At 69.5% G+C, this 16,616-nt stretch carries 17 protein-coding genes; 5 read left to right on the top strand and 12 right to left on the bottom strand.

Going from position 1 to position 16,616, the window contains the following annotated elements:
* Positions 1-3: 3 nt before the first annotated feature.
* Entirely contained in the window at positions 4-765 is a 762-nt protein-coding gene (locus tag ACLJRM_RS10365; protein WP_410662889.1) for a metallophosphoesterase, read from the top strand.
* On the opposite strand, the gene ACLJRM_RS10370 is transcribed toward ACLJRM_RS10365, so the two are convergent.
* The 9 genes from ACLJRM_RS10370 to ACLJRM_RS10410 form a co-directional block, all read right to left on the bottom strand.
* Positions 762-2,384, bottom strand: a complete 1,623-nt coding sequence (locus ACLJRM_RS10370; protein ID WP_410662890.1) for a CocE/NonD family hydrolase — start codon at positions 2,382-2,384, stop codon at positions 762-764. The two genes, ACLJRM_RS10365 and ACLJRM_RS10370, sit on opposite strands and share 4 nt — an antisense overlap.
* A gap of 159 nt (positions 2,385-2,543) precedes the next feature.
* Positions 2,544-3,932 (bottom strand): aspartate ammonia-lyase, encoded by a 1,389-nt coding sequence (aspA, locus tag ACLJRM_RS10375; RefSeq protein ID WP_410662891.1) that lies wholly within the window; start codon positions 3,930-3,932, stop codon positions 2,544-2,546.
* A gap of 10 nt (positions 3,933-3,942) precedes the next feature.
* Positions 3,943-4,896, bottom strand: coding sequence for an asparaginase (locus tag ACLJRM_RS10380; RefSeq protein WP_410662892.1), 954 nt, complete (start codon positions 4,894-4,896; stop codon positions 3,943-3,945).
* A complete protein-coding gene (locus ACLJRM_RS10385; protein ID WP_101609540.1) occupies positions 4,893-6,332 on the bottom strand; it encodes an amino acid permease in 1,440 nt (479 codons plus the stop codon). Before ACLJRM_RS10385 ends, ACLJRM_RS10380 begins: the two co-directional genes overlap by 4 nt.
* Before the next feature lie 4 nt (positions 6,333-6,336).
* On the bottom strand, positions 6,337-7,008 hold the full coding sequence (locus ACLJRM_RS10390; protein ID WP_101609539.1) for a FadR/GntR family transcriptional regulator: 672 nt from the start codon (positions 7,006-7,008) through the stop codon (positions 6,337-6,339).
* 341 nt (positions 7,009-7,349) lie between these two features.
* Positions 7,350-8,414 (bottom strand): DNA polymerase III subunit beta, encoded by a 1,065-nt coding sequence (locus ACLJRM_RS10395; protein ID WP_101611144.1) that lies wholly within the window; start codon positions 8,412-8,414, stop codon positions 7,350-7,352.
* 9 nt (positions 8,415-8,423) lie between these two features.
* On the bottom strand, positions 8,424-9,686 hold the full coding sequence (locus ACLJRM_RS10400; protein ID WP_101611143.1) for an MFS transporter: 1,263 nt from the start codon (positions 9,684-9,686) through the stop codon (positions 8,424-8,426).
* A gap of 468 nt (positions 9,687-10,154) precedes the next feature.
* Positions 10,155-10,829: a Crp/Fnr family transcriptional regulator gene (locus tag ACLJRM_RS10405; protein WP_003081747.1), complete on the bottom strand. Its 675-nt coding sequence runs from the start codon at positions 10,827-10,829 to the stop codon at positions 10,155-10,157.
* A 158-nt stretch (positions 10,830-10,987) separates the two neighbouring features.
* Positions 10,988-11,239, bottom strand: a complete 252-nt coding sequence (locus ACLJRM_RS10410) for a hypothetical protein (RefSeq protein ID WP_005166943.1) — start codon at positions 11,237-11,239, stop codon at positions 10,988-10,990.
* Positions 11,240-11,477: 238 nt separating this feature from the next.
* Between ACLJRM_RS10410 and nth the strand changes: the two genes are divergently transcribed.
* From nth to ACLJRM_RS10430, 4 genes are read left to right on the top strand one after another with little or no spacing between them, the layout of a single operon-like run.
* Positions 11,478-12,161: an endonuclease III gene (nth, locus tag ACLJRM_RS10415; RefSeq protein ID WP_410662893.1), complete on the top strand. Its 684-nt coding sequence runs from the start codon at positions 11,478-11,480 to the stop codon at positions 12,159-12,161.
* Complete coding sequence (locus tag ACLJRM_RS10420; RefSeq protein WP_101611141.1) at positions 12,158-12,754, top strand: TlpA family protein disulfide reductase; 597 nt, start codon at positions 12,158-12,160, stop codon at positions 12,752-12,754. The genes nth and ACLJRM_RS10420 overlap by 4 nt, the downstream gene beginning before the upstream one ends.
* The gene (locus ACLJRM_RS10425; protein WP_101611140.1) at positions 12,751-13,458 is read left to right on the top strand and encodes an NUDIX hydrolase; all 708 of its coding nucleotides are present in this window, start codon (positions 12,751-12,753) and stop codon (positions 13,456-13,458) included. The genes ACLJRM_RS10420 and ACLJRM_RS10425 overlap by 4 nt, the downstream gene beginning before the upstream one ends.
* A gap of 6 nt (positions 13,459-13,464) precedes the next feature.
* A complete protein-coding gene (locus ACLJRM_RS10430) occupies positions 13,465-14,649 on the top strand; it encodes a MarP family serine protease (protein ID WP_101611139.1) in 1,185 nt (394 codons plus the stop codon).
* An 81-nt stretch (positions 14,650-14,730) separates the two neighbouring features.
* Here the strand turns inward: ACLJRM_RS10430 and ACLJRM_RS10435 are convergent, their stop codons facing one another.
* Genes ACLJRM_RS10435 through ACLJRM_RS10445 form a run of 3 tightly spaced genes read right to left on the bottom strand, consistent with a single transcriptional unit; the run spans position 14,731 to position 16,583 of the window.
* Positions 14,731-15,147 carry a DUF1992 domain-containing protein gene (locus ACLJRM_RS10435; protein WP_410662894.1) on the bottom strand — a complete coding sequence of 139 codons (417 nt, stop codon included), beginning with the start codon at positions 15,145-15,147 and terminating at the stop codon, positions 14,731-14,733.
* Complete coding sequence (locus tag ACLJRM_RS10440; RefSeq protein WP_410662895.1) at positions 15,144-16,067, bottom strand: alpha/beta fold hydrolase; 924 nt, start codon at positions 16,065-16,067, stop codon at positions 15,144-15,146. Before ACLJRM_RS10440 ends, ACLJRM_RS10435 begins: the two co-directional genes overlap by 4 nt.
* Before the next feature lie 15 nt (positions 16,068-16,082).
* Complete coding sequence (locus ACLJRM_RS10445) at positions 16,083-16,583, bottom strand: phage holin family protein (protein ID WP_101611136.1); 501 nt, start codon at positions 16,581-16,583, stop codon at positions 16,083-16,085.
* Between the last annotated feature and the right edge of the window lie 33 nt (positions 16,584-16,616).

A 16,616-nucleotide genomic window follows, 5' to 3' on the forward strand; every position in this document is an offset into this window, starting at 1 on the left:
ACGATGTTCGTGACGGCACATCTGAGCGACAACCATCTCGACGGCGGGGAACGCGCCGACGAACGTACCGCGCGGGTCATGCGGTACCTGGAGAACCTGGCGAAGCCGGTCGACGCGATCCTGGTGACCGGCGACATCGCCGACCACGGCACGCTCGAGGAGTACGGGCGCGCGGCCGAACTGTTCAAGACCGATGTCCCGTTGTTCACCTGCCCCGGAAACCACGACAAACGCGGCCCGTTCCGCGAGGGGCTGCTCGGCCGGGCGCCGGACGACGCCCCGGTCAACGAGGCGCACACCGTCGGCGACGTCACGTTCGTGATGGCGGACTCGAGCATTCCCGGCAAGCCGGACGGACGGTTCGACGACGAGACCCTGGCCTGGCTGGACGGCGTTCTGGCCGACGATGACGGCCCCGCCTTCATCGCCTTCCACCATCCGCCGGTCGCGCTCGGCCTGCCGTTGGTGGACGCGATGCGCCAGCACGGCGAGGACAGGCTGGCCGAGGTGCTCGCCCGTCACCCGCGCGTGGTGGCCCTGCTCTGCGGACACGTCCACGCCTCGTCGTCGACGACGTTCGCCGGGCTGCCGCTGCGGTCGGCGCCCTCGGTCGGGTCGAGCATCCTGCTCCCGTGGGAGGAGAACGGGCTCCGGCCGTGGGGAGAAGGCGGGCCGATCGACTACGACCTGCCGCCGTCGCTGCTGTTCCACGTGCTGCACGACGACGGCAGGCTGACCACCCATCACCGGGTGGTCCCGGGCTAACCCGAGAACACCGGCAGCGTGATCGCGGACGGGTGCGCGGGGTCGTGGAAGATCTCGAACCGCGAGGGTTTCCCGTCCACCGCGCTGAAAACGGGCTCACCGGTGCCGTGGTTGCGGGCGAAGCGGGGGAACGCTCCGCCCGCGACCTGCAGCCGCAGCCGGTGTCCGCGCCGGAACCGGTAGGCCGTCGGATCGAGCCGGACCTCCGCCGCGACCACACCGTCCTCATCGGACCCGGGACTGCCGGGACGCAGCCGGAGGACGCCGTCGGTGACGTTGCGGGAGACGCCGCGACCGTCCACATCGCACAGCCGGACGAAGACGTCGCCGTGCCCGAGGTCGGTCCGGACGTGCACCAGCGCGGAGACCTCGCCGATGACGTCGAGGTCTCGCTCCAGCGCGTCGCCGGTGAAGAGCAGCACGTCCCGGCGCTCCTCGACGGCCTTGTTGTCGCGCTGTTTCTGCGTGCCCGAAAGCAGGGGCCCGCCCACGGACGGCGTCGGATCGGCCGGGTCGAAGGTGAACGTCCCGGGCTTCGCCTCCAGCGGTCCGGCGGTGGAAAGCCCGCCGGGACGCAGGAAATACGGGGTGGCGCCGGACTCCGGCGGCCAGGTTTCGAAGTCCAGCCAGCGTCCGGCGCCCTGGAGGTACAGGCGCACCGGGGCTTGGCGCAGCGGCGCGCTGTCGCCGTGAAGGTGGGCGGAGAGGAAGCCGATCTGGTCGGTGATCAGGGTTTTGAGGCTGGCCGGTTCGCCGTGCGCCCAGGGGCCGACGGTGATCCTCGGCTCGCGTCCCGCCGCGGCGAGTTCCTTGAAGTCGCGCAGCTGCGCGGAGATGAACAGGTCGTACCAGCCGGTCACCATCGTCACCGGGGTCGTCAGCGCGGCGACCTCGGCGCTGTGGTCCGACGGGGCCCAGAAGTCGTCTCCCGGCTCGGCGTGCCCGGAGACGTCCTGCAGGAACCGCACCTGCTCGCCGATGGCCGCGACGTCCGCGCCGGAAACCGGCAGATGCGCCATGGCCTGGCGGGTCTTCTTCGTCTGCCAGGGGTTCGGAAGGCCGGCGAACCGGCCTTCCTGGCGGCCGATCAGCGCCGACCACGAAACCATGTTGTCGACCGCGAGGATCCCGCCCGGATAGAACGTCGAGACGAACTCCGACGCGGTGACGCCGAGGCACAGCGCTTCGAGCGGCTCGTCGAGGTACGGCGCGACGGCCCACTGCGTGTGACCGAGGTAGCTCGCGCCCGCCATCGCGACCCGCCCGTCGCACCACGGCTGCTCGCGCAGCCAGGCGACGGTGTCGAGGCCGTCCTCCTTCTCCAGGTGGAACGGCCGGAACTCGCCGCCGGAGCCGAAGGTTCCGCGCGTGCTCTGGAGGACCGTCTGCAGGCCGTGCCGGGCGAACGTCTCGCCGAAGATCTTGCCCATCACCCCCTTGCGGCCGTACGGCGTGCGGATCAGCACCACCGGCCGGGGCTCGCCGCCGGGGACGGCGTAGCGGTCGGCCAGCAGTCGGACGCCGTCGGACATCGGGACGGGGATCCCCTTGGTCGCCACGGGAGCGGGGCCTTCGGCCGGGGGGAGGCCGAGGAACCGGTCGAGGAGTCGGTCGAGCACGCCTGGGCCGCCTTTCGTGCGGATGATCATCGTCCGCTTACGACCGTACTCCAGATCACCGCAGGTGGTGGGTCTCGTGAGTGGTAATGACGGTTAGAACCGTCATTACCACTCACGAGCCTGGCGCGGGGCGGACCGCCCGGTACCGCCCCGCGGGTCTCAGCGAAGCCGCGCGAGTGTCTCCGGCTTCAGCAGCTTCGCCAGTTCTTCGGCGGGAAGAAGGCCCTTCTCGACGACGAGTTCCGCCACTCCGCGCCCGGTCTCCAGCGCCTCCTTGGCGATCTCGGTCGCAGCCGCGTACCCGATGCTCGGGTTCAGCGCGGTCACCAGCCCGATCGAGTTCTCGACGTAGCCCCGCATCACGTCGGCGTTCGCGGTGATCCCGGAAACGCACCGCTCGGCCAGGACCACGCAGGCCGACCGCAGATGCGTGATGCTCTCCGAGAGCGAGTGCAGGATCAGCGGCTCGAAGGCGTTGAGCTGCAACTGCCCGGCTTCCGCCGCCATCGTGATCGCGACGTCGTTGCCGATGACCTCGAACGCGACCTGGTTGACCACCTCGGGGATCACCGGGTTGATCTTGCCCGGCATGATCGACGACCCGGCCTGCACCGGCGGCAGGTTGATCTCGTTGAGCCCGGCCCGCGGTCCCGACGAGAGCAGCCGCAGATCGTTGCAGCTCTTCGAGAGTTTCACCGCGATCCGCTTGAGCACACCGGAAAGGTGCACGAAGGCGCCGCAGTCCTGCGTCGCCTCGACGAGGTCGGCGGCGGTCACGACGGGCAGCCCGGTGATCTCGCGCAGATGCGCGACGGCGGCTTCGGCGTATCCGGGCGCGGCGTTGAGGCCGGTGCCGATCGCGGTCGCGCCGAGGTTGATCTCGTGCAGCAGCGCCACCGCTTCGGTGAGCCGCAGCCGGTCTTCGCCGAGCATGACCGCGTAGGTCCCGAATTCCTGCCCCAGCGTCATCGGGACCGCGTCCTGCAGCTGGGTCCGGCCCATCTTCAGCAGATCGTGGAACTCGACGGCCTTGGCGGCGAACGCCCGCTCCAGCACGACCATCGCTTCGGTGAGCTCGCGGACGGCGATGATCGTCGCGACGTTGACCGCGGTCGGGTAGGCGTCGTTCGTCGACTGCCCGAGGTTCACGTGCTCGTTCGGGTGTACACGGGCGTAGTCGCCCTTCTCGTGGCCGAGCAGTTCGAGCGCGCGGTTCGCGATCACCTCGTTGGCGTTCATGTTCGTCGAGGTGCCCGCGCCGCCCTGGATGACGTCGACGACGAACTCCTCGTGCAGCGCGCCTTCCCGGATCTCACGGCACGCCTCGCAGATCGCGTCGGCGACATCCGGGCTCAGCAGGCCGAGACCCGCGTTGGCGCGGGCGGCCGCCTCCTTGACCGAGGCGAGCGCCTCGATCAGATGCGGGTACGCGGAGATCGCGGTGCCGGTGATGGGGAAGTTCTCCCTGGCGCGCGCGGTGTGCACACCCCAGTAGGCGTCGGCCGGAACTTCCTTGTCTCCCAGCAGATCGTGTTCCACGCGGTGCATCGAAGGCTCCTCAGGCGGCAAGGTGGTGTCCGGCGAGCGCGTCCGTCACGCGCAAACCGGGGGTCGGCTCCAGTACGTCCTGTTCGACGCCGCACAGCGCGAGCGCGGCGGCGAGCACCGGCCGCCGCGCGCGGTCACCGCCGTCGGCGATCTTGAGCGCGATCGCCGTCCCGTCCGGCAGGGCGGCGACCTGGACGGCTTCGAAACCGTCCTTCGCGATCAGGCCGGGAACCGCGCGCATGAGCGCGGTGACGTCGCGACGGGTGCCGGCGACCAGTTCCGGATGCTTCCGGATCCCTTCGCCGACAAGGCCTTCCGGAGTACCCGGAGCGGCGGCGGCGATCTTGCCGACGGCCTTGGCGAGCCCGCGCAGCGAGACCGCGAACAGGGGAGCGCCGCAACCGTCGACGGCGACCTTCGGGATCGGCTGCCCGGTCAGGTCTTCGACGCAGTCCGCGATGGCGCGCTGCAAGGGGTGTCCCGGGTCCAGGTAGTCCTTGGTGGACCAGTCGTGCAGACGGCAGGTCGCGAGCATGGCCGCGTGCTTGCCGGAACAGTTGTGCGCCAGCCTCGAAGCGGTCCGTCCCGAGGCGATCCAGGTGTCCCGTTCGACCGGATCGAACGGCAGATCCTCCGGTGTCCGCAGGTCGTCGGCGGTGAGCGCGGCTCCGTCCAACGTCCTGAGGACCTCCGAGAGGTGGATTTCCTCGCCGGAGTGGCTGGCCGCGCCGACGGCGAACCCCGCCGGGCTCAGGTCGACCCCGAGCCGGGCCATCGCGGTGGCCTGCAAGGGTTTCGCCGCCGAACGCGGATAGAACGCCGCCTCGACGTCGCCCGCGGAGAACAGCACGCGGCCGTCGGGCGCCAGGATCACGGCCGAACCGTGGTGCACCCCCTCGACCATTCCGTCGCGGAGGAGGTGCACCAGCGGTACGTGCGCGGGAACGCGGATCTCGGGGATCACAGCTTCGTCTTTTCGAAGACGTCCATGTTGATCCGCTTGCGGACTCCGAACCATCCTCCCACCAGCGCCAGCCCGATGACCGGCAGGCAGAACAGGGTGATCCGGCCGACCTCGTCGAAGCCCATCAGCACGATGACGGCGACGAGGAAGAGCAGCGTCGCGATCTCGGTGTAGGGCGAGAACGGGAGGCGGTACGACGGGCGTTCGACCTCGCCGCGTTTGGCCTTGCGCACGAACAGCAGATGCGAGAGCACGATGATCGCCCAGGTGCCGAGGATGCCGACGGCCGCGAAGTTCAGGACGATCTCGAAGGCCTGGCTCGGCACGACGGCGTTCAGGCCGACACCGACCACGCAGACCGCGGAGGTGAGCAGGATCCCGCCGTAGGGCACGTGGTTCTTGTTCATCACGCCGGTGAACTTGGGCGCGGATCCGGCCAGTGACATCGACCGCAGGATGCGGCCGGTCGAGTAGAGCCCCGAGTTCAGGCTGGACAGCGCCGCCGTCAGCACGACCAGGTTCATCACGTTGCCCGCCTGCGGCACCCCGACGTGCGAGAGCACCGTGACGAACGGGCTCTCGGTCTTCGAGTACGAACTCCACGGCATCAGCATCGCCAGCAGGACCACCGAACCGACGTAGAAGATCCCGATCCGCCACATGATCGAGTTGATCGCCTTCGGCATGATCTTGCGCGGATTCTCCGTCTCACCGGCGGCGACGCCGACCAGTTCGACCGAGGCGTAGGCGAACACGACGCCCTGGACGATCAGCACCATCGGCAGCACACCGGCGGGGAAGAAGCCGCCGTTGTCGGAGATCAGCGAGAAGCCGGGCACCTGGCCGTCGATCGGCTGCTGGGTGACCAGCAGCCAGATCCCGATCCCCATGAAGGTCACCAGCGCGGCGACCTTGATGATGGCGAACCAGAACTCCATCTCGCCGAACAGCTTGACCGACACCATGTTCAGCGCCAGCACCACCGCGAGCGCGATGAGCGCCAGCACCCACTGCGGGATCGGCGTGAAGAAGGACCAGAAGTGCGCGTAGAGCGCGATCGCGGTGATGTCCGCGATACCGGTCGTCGACCAGTTCAGGAAGTGCATCCAGCCCGCGACGAAAGCGCCCTTCTCGCCCATGAACTCCCGGGCGTAGGAAACGAAGGCGCCGGAGGAGGGGCGGTAGAGGATGAGCTCGCCGAGCGAGCGCACCACGAAGAACGCGAAAAGGCCGCAGACCGCGTAGACGATCGCGAGTGCGGGGCCCGCCTGGGCGAGGCGTCCGCCCGCGCCGAGGAACAGACCGGTGCCGATGGCGCCGCCGATCGCGATCATGTTGACGTGGCGGGGCTTCAGCGCCTTGTCGTAGCCGGCGTCACCGGCGTCGGCCGGCACCGGCGCGGACTTGTCGTCCGCGCTGAGGGTCTGTTCGGTCACGGTGTCAGTCGTCCTTGTTCTGGTGCGTCGTGTGGCTCGGCCGCACGATGGTGGTGAGCGCGTCCTCGACGTGTTCGAGATGGGAGGTCATCGCCGCGACGGCGTCCGCTTCGGAACCGGCGGCGATGGCGGTGACGATCTCACGGTGCTCGGTGTTCGACCGGGTCCGACGTCCACCCAATTGGTTGAGAAATGCGGACTGGCGGGCCAGCGCGTCCCGGATCTCCTCGATGACCTTGCCGAACACCGGGTTGCCCGAGGACTGGGCGATGGTGATGTGGAACAGCGAGTCCAGCGCCACCCACGCGGTGTTGTCGGTTTCGAGGTCCATCCGCTCGACGAGGTGGCCGAGCAGGTCGAGGTCGTCGGTGCTGCGGCGGACGGCCGCGTACCCGGCGACGGGGATCTCGACGTGGCGCCGGACCTCGAACAGGTCACGGGCCGAGTAGGTCCCGAAGGTGGGGTTCTCGACCGGCCCGGTGGCGGTCACGAAGGTCCCTTTGCCCGTTTTGGACACGGTGAGCCCGAGCGCCTGCAGTCCCCGCAGTGCTTCGCGGACGACCGAACGGCTGACCTCGAACTCCTTGCCGAGCGCGGATTCCGACGGCAGCTTGTGCCCGACGGGGTACTCGCCGCGCTCGATGGCGCCGCGGAGGTGGGCCAGAACGGCCTCCATCGCGCTGACGCGTCTTGGACCACCGTGTCCGGCTGTCTGGCTGTCAGACAGGTTCATGAGACGAGATCGTGCGGTCGGCCCCACGCTTTGTCAAGCGATCGGCCGAGGGGCCCGATCCGCTGTGCGAGGACGGCGTCGATGGGGTAAGCGGCACCGGAATTGAAGGCGGTGCTGGGCGCTTTCGTCTGTCCGAAGTTCAGTGGTGGCACCGGAATCCCGCGCGGGGGTGGTCAGTGTCACAGCGGTGTCGAGCAGGGCGTCGGTACAGGTGGTCGTGAGTGGCGATTCGGGTTCTAACCCGAATCGCCACTCACGACCGCCTTCACGGCACAGACCGGGAGTCAGCGCGGCAGCATCGGCATCACGTAGTACGTCAGGTCCACTTCGCTCGGCTCGACCGAGCGGATGACGCAAGCCCGCATCCCGGGCTGGATGTCGAGCCGCACCCGCTCCCCGGCGAAACCCTGCAGCGCGTCCAGCAGGTAGCGCGCCTGGAACGAGGGCGACGTCCGGCCGCCGGACACTTCGGCCTTCAAGGTCTGCTCGGCCTCGCCGGTGTCCTGCTTGGAACTGGCCAGCCGCAGGTGCGAGTCGCCGACCTCCAGCGTCAGCACCCTGCGCTCGTCCGCGTAGACGCCCACCCGGCGCACGGCGGCGGCCAGCGCGTCGGCGGCGACCTCGACCGTCGTGTCCACAGTGGACGATTCGATCAGCTTCTCCGACAGGAATCCCGCGTCGAGCACGGCGGTGGTGACGGCGACGCCGGACCAGCTCAGTCCGAACCGCGTCCCGTCGCCGTGCAGGCCGACGGGACCCCGCGCCTGCTTGGCCGTCTCGGCGAGCAGGCCCGCCGGGACGAGCGCGTCGATCGGGTCGCCTCCGGCGCGCAGCGGCAGGGTGGCCACGGCCATCCGGTACCGGTCGGACGCGGTCAGCCGCAGTTCACGGCTGAAACTCTGCACGCGGACGCCGGTGAACATCGGCAGCGCGTCGTCCTTGGCCGCGGTGCCCGCGACCGTGCGCAACGCCGTCACCAGCGCCGCACCGTCCACTTCGGACACCAGGGGCGGCATGTCCGGCAAGCGCAGTTCGCGGCTCAGCAGCGGCAGCGCGAACCGGCCGCCTTCGACCCGCACGGCCAGCCGTGAACCTTCGACGACCAGGCGCACCTGATCGTCGTCGAGCATGCGCAGGGTTTCGGCGAGCGGCCCGGCGGGGACGACCACCTCACCGTCGGTGTGCGAGACGGCGTCACAGGTCAGGCGGACCGCTCGTTCGCTGTCGTTGCCGCCGACGGTCAGGCCTTCCCGCCCGGCTCGCAGGAGCAGGCCGGAACGGGCGGAAAGCAGCCGGGCGGCGGCGGAAACGGCGGACGAGAGGGAGCGGGTGGCGGCAGTCAGGTCCATGCCCGCAAGCTAGCGGGCGGCACCGACAAGTTCGGGGGCTTCGGCGACGGCTCCGGACGGCTGCGGGCGGAAGGTGCCGCGCAGCAACCAGACCACCGCGGCGAGCGCGAATCCGACGACGCCGGCGGCGAGGAACGCCGCTTCGTATCCCGCATGCTCGACGAGGTAGCCGCTGATCGACTGGCCGAACGCGAGACCGAGGGTCACCGCGGTGAGCACCCAGCCGAACGCCTCGGCCGCCGTGCCCTTCGGCGCGGCGATCTCGATGGCCGCGGAGTGCGTCGTCGACTGCGGCGTGATGAGGGCACCCGCGGCGAGCATGGCGAGCGCGAGGCCCCAGAGCGACCCCGGCAGCGCGAGCAGCGCCACCAGCGCGCCGAATCCGGCGAGCAGGACCGGCAGCCGCAGGCCCATCTGGCGCGGCCACGGGCGCAGGCTGTACGCGACGCCGAACGCGACCGAGCTGACCGACCAGGCCGAGAGCAGCAGCCCGCCGATGGAGGTGTTGCCCGCTTCGGTGGCGGCCGCCGGGACGGCGACCTCGACGAAGCCGATCACGGCGCCGAAGCCCAGCGCGGCGATCGCGAGGGTGCGCATGCCGGGGCTGGCCAGCGCGCCGAGCAGTTTGCCGCCCGAAGACGGTGACGGTCCCCAGGCCCGCACGGTCGGGCTCAGCGCGAACACCACCGCGCCCGCGATCATGGTCAGCGAGCCCACGACGATTCCGGTGCCCGCCCACGGCGCGGCGATCAGCAGCCCGGCGAACCCCGGGCCGAGGATGAAGAAGACCTCCATGCTGATCGCTTCGTAGGAGAACGCCGCGTTCCGCGTCGGCCCGGCGGGCAGCAGCCGTGTCCACAGTGCCCGCGAGGCCGAGCCGACCATCGGTTCGGTGATCCCGGTGCCGAAGGCGAGCGGGACCAGCACGAGCGTCGGCGCGTGCGCCTCGATCGCGAACACCAGCCCGGTCATCGCCAGCGCGAAGAACACCGTCGTGGTCAGCAGCGGCCGCGTCGGCCCGAAACGGTCGATGAGCCGTCCCTGCACCACCGCGCCGACGGAGACACCGATCAGCGACCCGGCCGACACCAGCCCGGCCGAGGCGAAGGAGCCCGTCTCGCGCTGGACGTAGAGCAGCGCGGAAATACCGATCATGGCGATCGGCAGACGGGCGAGCAGGGACGCGATGACCGCCCCGCGGGATCCGGGCGCCGTCAGCGCGGCCCGGTAGTCGGCGAGGGAGGTGCGGTGGTTCTCGGCGGAAGCGGACACAGACTGGGACACGCGTACCAGTATGAACCACTTTGGTACGCGAGTACCAGATCTCGGCCGGTAAGTTTGGTCACCACCGGATTCGGGTACTACGAGCCCTGAAGCCCGCTGGTTCGTCACGATCAGGTAACAGTCAGTCAAATCTGAGTCATTCGGGGCAACAAATCGACGCAGATGGCGTCCTTGAGAGTGAAAGAGCTTGAATCCACGGCCGACGGCCGTGGATGGTTGTACGACATCACACAATCTCCAACTCCCTCCGGCGTACGGGTCGGGGCCTGAATCCGGAGGGCGGGGAGCGCGGATCGTCGGGGGATGGTCCGCGCACAGCGAAGAGCCGGTGCGCCACGTCGGGGGTGGCGCCCGGCTCTTCGTTGTCTCTCCGCAAGTAGCCCTCTAGTCGCGGTACTCGAACGCACAACTGCCGCAAGTAGAGGACTACTTGCGGCAGTTGAGGAGTGCTGTCGGTTACCGGGCGCGTCGGGCCAGGCGCTCCGGGTCCAGGATCAGGACGCTCTTGCCCTCGAGCCGCAGCCAGCCGCGGTGCGCGAAGTCGGCGAGAGCCTTGTTGACGGTCTCGCGCGAAGCGCCCACGTACTGGGCGATCTCTTCCTGCGTCAGGTCGTGAGTGACCCGCAGCAGGCCTGCTTCCTGGCTGCCGAATCGCTGCGCGAGCTGCAGCAGCGCGCGCGCCACACGTCCGGGGACGTCGGTGAAGATCAGCTCGGCGACCATGTTGTTCGTCCGGCGCAGCCTACGGGCGACCACGCGCAGTAACTGCTCGGCGATCTCGGGGCGGGTGGAGATCCACTGCCGCAGCGCCGGGCGGTCCATCGTCACCGCGCGGACCTCGGTCACGGTCGTCGCGCTGGACGTCCGGGGGCCGGGGTCGAAGATGGACAGCTCGCCGAACATGTCGGACGGGCCGAAGATGCCCAGCAGGTTCTCGCGGCCGTCGGGTGACTTGCGGCCGATCTTCACCTTGCCGGACTGGATGATGTAAAGCTTGTCGCCGGGTTCACCCTCGTTGAAGATGACATGCCCGCGAGGGAACTCCACGGATTCCAAGGTCTGTGCCAGCGCCTCGGCGGCTGCCGGCTCAACACCCTGGAAAATGCCCGCTCGGGCCAGGGTTTCGTCCACCTCGGGTGCCTCCTCATCGAGATACGACGTCGATCCCCCACTGCCGGGGACCGTGTCGCCGCTCACTTTTGCGTCAGTCTAGGTCGTGCGCGCGAGATCGCTCGTCGGCACGCCGCAGGCGCGTCCGTGCCGGGAACGATCTCGCTCGAACGTGGAGCCTAACTCCGCACGCGTCGCGCGCGAAGCCTGGCCGCCTTCCCGCCCAGCCTGCGCAGCCGGAACAGCTCGAGCGCGCGCCCGATGCCGTGCCCGTACAGGGCCCGGACCTCGTTGGGCTGCGCCTGCTCGAGGAACTCCTCGACCTCGTTCTCCTGCACCGCGACGTGCTTGAGCCTGGTCTCCACGCGTTCCATGAACAGCGCGAAGAACATGATCACCAAGGGAACGAGGATGACGAACCAGACTGTCATGAGCCCTGCCCTGGGAATTCCGAAAAATTGTGCATTACTCCAGATCCTCGCTCATGGCGTACTCGATCGAAGCGCCGAGGTGGTGCTCTGGCGTGTCGGACGACGACCGGCGGGTGCTCCCCACTGGCTCGTCCGATGGCGCCCGTAGGCTATCGGGGTGCCTCCTGCCCTCACCAATGCCCCCCGTGCGGGGGGTAAGGGTGAAAGCCGGCTCGCATTGGTGAGACGCGCCAGGCGGATGAAGCGTTGCCTCGACGACGAGTTCCCGGACGCCCACTGTGAGCTTGACTTCACCACTCCGCTCGAACTGCTGGTCGCGGTCGTGCTGTCGGCGCAGACCACCGACGTCCGCGTGAATCAAGTCACCCCCGCGCTCTTCGCGCGCTATCGAAGTGCCGCCGACTACGCCGGCGCCGATCGAGCCGAACTCGAGGAATACCTCCGGTCGACGGGCTTTTTCCGGGCCAAGGCGAACTCGGTGATGGGACTCGGAGCCGCGCTGGTGGAGCGCTACGACGGCGAAGTGCCCGGCAAGCTGAAGGACCTCGTCACGCTGCCCGGTGTCGGCCGCAAAACGGCCAACGTCGTGCTCGGCGACGCCTTCGGAGTGCCGGGGATCACCGTCGACACCCACTTCGGCCGCCTGGTCCGCCGCTGGGGCTGGACCGAGGAGGAAGACCCGGTCAAGGTCGAGCACGCCGTCGGCGAGCTGATCCCGCGCAAGGAGTGGACGCTCCTGTCGCACCGGACGATCTTCCACGGCCGCCGCGTCTGCCACTCCCGCAAACCCGCCTGTGGCGCCTGTCCGCTGGCCAAGATGTGCCCCTCGTACGGAACCGGCCCGACGGACTTCGAAGAGGCCGCGAAGCTGGTCAAGGGCGAAGAACGCGAGCACATCCTGGATCTGGCGGCCGGGCGGTGACCAGGGTCACCAAACTGGCCCTCGGCGCCGCCGTGCTGGTGGTGGCCCTGATCGTCGCGTTGCTCACGACCCGTGACAGTCAGGGGCCGGTGAAGACCTCCGGCGACCTGACAGCCGCCCGCGCGAAGGCCGGGCTGGCCGCGTGTCCGCCGCCTGGCCCCGGCGAGGTGGCGACGCTGCGCGGGGTCGATGTCGAATGCCTCGGCGACGGCTCCCGGGTCGACCTCGCCCGGGTGCTTTCGGACGGTCCCGTGCTGGTCAACCTGTGGGCGTCGTGGTGCCAGCCGTGCCGCGCCGAACTGCCGTTGCTGCAGGAGTACGCCGCGCAGCCCGGTGCCGCGCGCGTGCTCCTCGTCCAGGTCGCGAGCTCCGGGGCCGACGGGCTGGCGCTGCTGGCCGAGCTCGGTATCCGGCTGCCGTCGGTGTTCGACGGTGACGGTCAGTCGGGTCCCGCGCGGACGGCACTGAAGGTCCCTCCCTCTCTTCCGGCGACGTACCTGGTCACGAAGGGGGGAGACGTCCGGCTCATCGAGAACCCACGCGTCTTCCTGAACACTGAGCAGGTGCGCGCCGCAGTGGAAGGGACACCATGACCGGCCCTCTCGTGGACCCGGAGGCCGTGCCCGCCTGGCTGCAACCGCTCGTCAAGATCAGCGGGGACGTCGACGCGGCCGCCTTCAGCCGGTTCAGCGTGCCACCGGACGCGAGCTACCGGTCCGCGTCCGTCCTGATGCTCTTCGGCGAGGGCCCGCAGGGGCCGGACGTCCTGCTCCAGCGCCGCGCCGACACGCTCGGCTCGCACGCGGGCCAGGTCTCCTTCCCCGGCGGCGGCGCCGAGTCCGGTGACGACGGGCCGGTCGGCACCGCGCTGCGCGAAGCGGAGGAAGAGACCGGCGTCGAGCCTTCCGGCGTGCTGCCGGTCGCCGTCTTCCCCGAACTGTTCGTGCCGGTTTCCGCCTTCGCCGTGACACCGGTGCTCGCCTACTGGCGGACGCCGTCCCCGGTGCACGCCGTCGATCCCGGCGAGACGGCGGCGGTGGCGCGGGTGCCGGTCGCCGAACTGACCGACCCGGCCAACCGGTTCCAGGTCAGGCGCGAGGGTTACGACTGGAAGGGGCCCGCGTTCGACGTCGGCGGGCTGTTCGTCTGGGGCTTCACGGCCGGTCTGCTGGCGATGACGTTGTCGCTCGGCGGCTGGGAACGGGACTGGGACCACGGCGACGTCCGGGACCTTGACGTAGCGTTGGCCGAACATCAGGCGCGGGTCGACGGGCGGCAAGTGCCGGAGAAGGAGTAGGCGCCGGTGAACTGGGTTGACGTACTGGTGATCCTGCTCGCGCTGCTGGCGGGCGTGTCCGGCGCGTTCCAGGGGGTGATCATCGCTCTCCCCTCGCTGGTCGGGGTGGTGCTGGGCGCGCTCGCGGGAATCAAGATCGCGCCGCTGGTCGTCGAACTCTTCGAGCACCCGGCGGCGAAGGTCGCCTTCGCGGTGGCGACCGTGGTGTTCCTGGTCGCGCTCGGCGAGACCCTCGGCGTGTGGGTGGGGCGGAAACTGCGCCAGAAGATCAACCCGGACAAGCTTTCCGGCGTCGACAAGACGCTCGGCGCGGTGGTGCAGGCCGCCGTGGTGTTCGTGGTCGCCTGGCTGATCGCCACGCCGCTCACGGCCGTCTCAGGAGTGCCGGGGCTGGCGAAATCGATCAACAGCTCCGTCGTGCTCGGCGGCGTCAACGACGTCATGCCGGACGCGGCACAGGGTTTCCCGAGCGAACTGCGCAAACTGCTGGACGCGTCGGGCTTCCCGTCCATTGTGGACCCGTTCCAGAAGCCGAACGTCCAGGACACCAGCCCGCCGGACACCGCGCTGCAGGCGAGCGCGATCGTCAAGCAGGTGCACGGCAGCGTCGTGAAGATCCGCGGCAACGCGACTTCGTGCTCGCGGGCGCTGGAAGGCAGCGGTTTCGTCATCGCGCCGCAACGCGTGATGACGAACGCGCACGTCGTCGCCGGTACCGACGAGGTCGCCATCGAAGCAACTTCGGGCAAGTTCGCGGCCAGGGTCGTCTACTTCGACCCGGAGGCCGACGTGGCCGTGCTCGCGGTGCCGAGGCTGCAGGCGCCGGTGCTCCCGTTCACGCCGAAGGTCGCTCGGGCGGGCGACAACGCGATCGTCCTCGGCTACCCGCTCGACGGCCCGTACACCGCGTCGCCCGCCAGAGTGCGCGGCCGGATCAACCTGCGCGGGCCGGACATCTACGAGTCCAACACCGTGCAGCGCGACGTGTTCACCGTGCGCGGGCAGGTCCGCAGCGGGAACTCGGGCGGGCCGATGATCAATCCCGAGGGCGAGGTCATCGGGGTCGTCTTCGGCGCGGCCGTCGAGGATCCGGAGACCGGCTTCACGCTGACGTCCGAACAGGTCAAACCGGTGGTGGACACGGCCCCGGCGCTGAGCGCGAACACGTCCACCGGTCCCTGCGCCAACTGAGCTGTCCGTTGGGTGCAATGAAGGGGACTTTCATTGCAAATTTTGCAATGAAAGTCCCCTTCATTGCACGCGCGAAGCGGGTCAGGAGCCCGAAGAGCGGCCCTCGCGCCAAGAAGCCACAGTCTCCTCGACGTCCAGCGGCCGTGCCCGCAGCACCGGCCCGCCCGCCGGACGCCGGTGCTCGGCCCGGATCCGTTCGTTCAGTTCCTCGACGATCTCCCGCACCCGTGCCTCCCGGCGCACCCGCGCGAGCGTGTCCGGCAGGTCGTCGAGTTCCTTGGCGATCGCCAGCGACGGCGGCAGCAGCGCGGAAACGTCGTGCCCTTCGCTGCGGACCTTGTTCACCACCCAGGCGAGCGCGGTGTCCTTGCCGTCGGTCTTCGGCAGCGGTTTCCCCGCGCCGGGAAGGTCGTCGAAGTCGCCCTTCGCCTGTGCGGCACTGACCTGCCGGTCCACCCAGGACTCGAACGACACGCCCGTCGGTTTGCGCTCGGTCATGCTTCCAAGATACGGAGGAAGTCCACCAGCGCGGCCGAAGTGCGCTCCGGGGCCTCCAGGTGCGGGAAGTGGCCGATGCCGGGCCAGCGCTCGAGACGGGCGTCCGGGGCCCGGCGGCGTGAGGCCGCCGCGGTGTCGGGCAGGACGCACCGGTCGTCCTCGCCGTGTAGTTGCAGCACTCGGGCGGCGTAGCGGCCTCGCAGTGCTTCGCTGAACCGGCGGCCCTCGCCGCGGAACTGCGCGCGGAACGCCCATCGGTAGTACTCGAGCGCGCTGTGCGGCACTCCCGGCACGAGCATCGCCTGCCGGAACGTCCGGACGGTTTCGGCGAAGTCCGGAGTATCCGTCCATTGTGGACCGGACCAGCTCCGGAACAGCTCCTCGACGGCGAACGCGTCGTCCTTGACCAGCCATTTCTCCGGCGCCATCGGCACCTGGAAGCGGAACAGATGTCCCGAAGCGCGCAGCTGCCCCGGCCGCCGGACGGCCCGGCGCAACGCCAGCGGATGCGCGCCGCCCAGCACGCTGACCGACGAGACCAGCCGGGGGTGCAGCGCGCCGACCGTCCACGCGAGCATGCCGCCCCAGGCATGTCCGACGAGATGGGCCTTGCGCGCGCCGAGTGACTTGATCAGCCCGCCGACGTCGCCGGCGAGAGTCCAGGCGTCGTAGCCGCGCGGGGGTTTGTCCGAGTCGCCGTAGCCGCGCAGATCCACCGCGACCGCGCGGAAACCGGCGTCGGCGAGCGCCGTCAGCTGGTGGTGCCAGGTCCACCAGAACTCGGCGAACCCGTGCAGCAGCAGGACCACCGGTCCGTCGCCGAGTTCGGCGACGTGCAGCCGGATGCCGTTAGCCGAGACGTCACGATGGGTCCACGGACCGTCGATCCGGACGATCGACGGGTCCGGTGTCGCCTGCACCGATTCGAAGACTTCTCAGCCGCGATCCGCGGGCACGTCGTCCGCGTCGTGCTTCGGCTTGAACGCGGCGGCGGTGTCCTTGAAGCTGTTGATCGTGCGCTCCGGCGCCTTGATCTTCTTCACCTTCAGGTAGCCGAGGAAGCCCGCGGCGATGGTCGTGACGAGCATCAACCCGAATACGATCGCGAACGCCGCCCAGCGCTGCAGCCACTCCGACAGCAGTTCACCGAGGAAGAAAAAGAAGAAGAACGAGCTGTACAGCCCGATGACCAGCGCGATCAGGAAGAAGAGGGCCCCTTTGAGGCCCTTCTTCGCCTCCGCGACGACCTCGGATTTGGCCAGCTCGACCTCGGCGCGGATCAGCGTCGAGACGTGCTGTGTGGCATCGCCGACGAGTTTCCCGAGGGACTGCTCGCTCGCTACCACGTCGTCATCGCTCGACAGGGGGAGGTAGGGCACGGCCCCCACGCCGTCGGGGCCGGTGCGTTCGTGCTTGGGGCTGCTCACACCGGTCATCGTGCCACGTGCCCTCATCCTGGGCGCGGCGGA

The sequence above is a fragment of the Amycolatopsis sp. lyj-84 genome (assembly GCF_046549075.1).
GTDB lineage: Bacteria > Actinomycetota > Actinomycetes > Mycobacteriales > Pseudonocardiaceae > Amycolatopsis.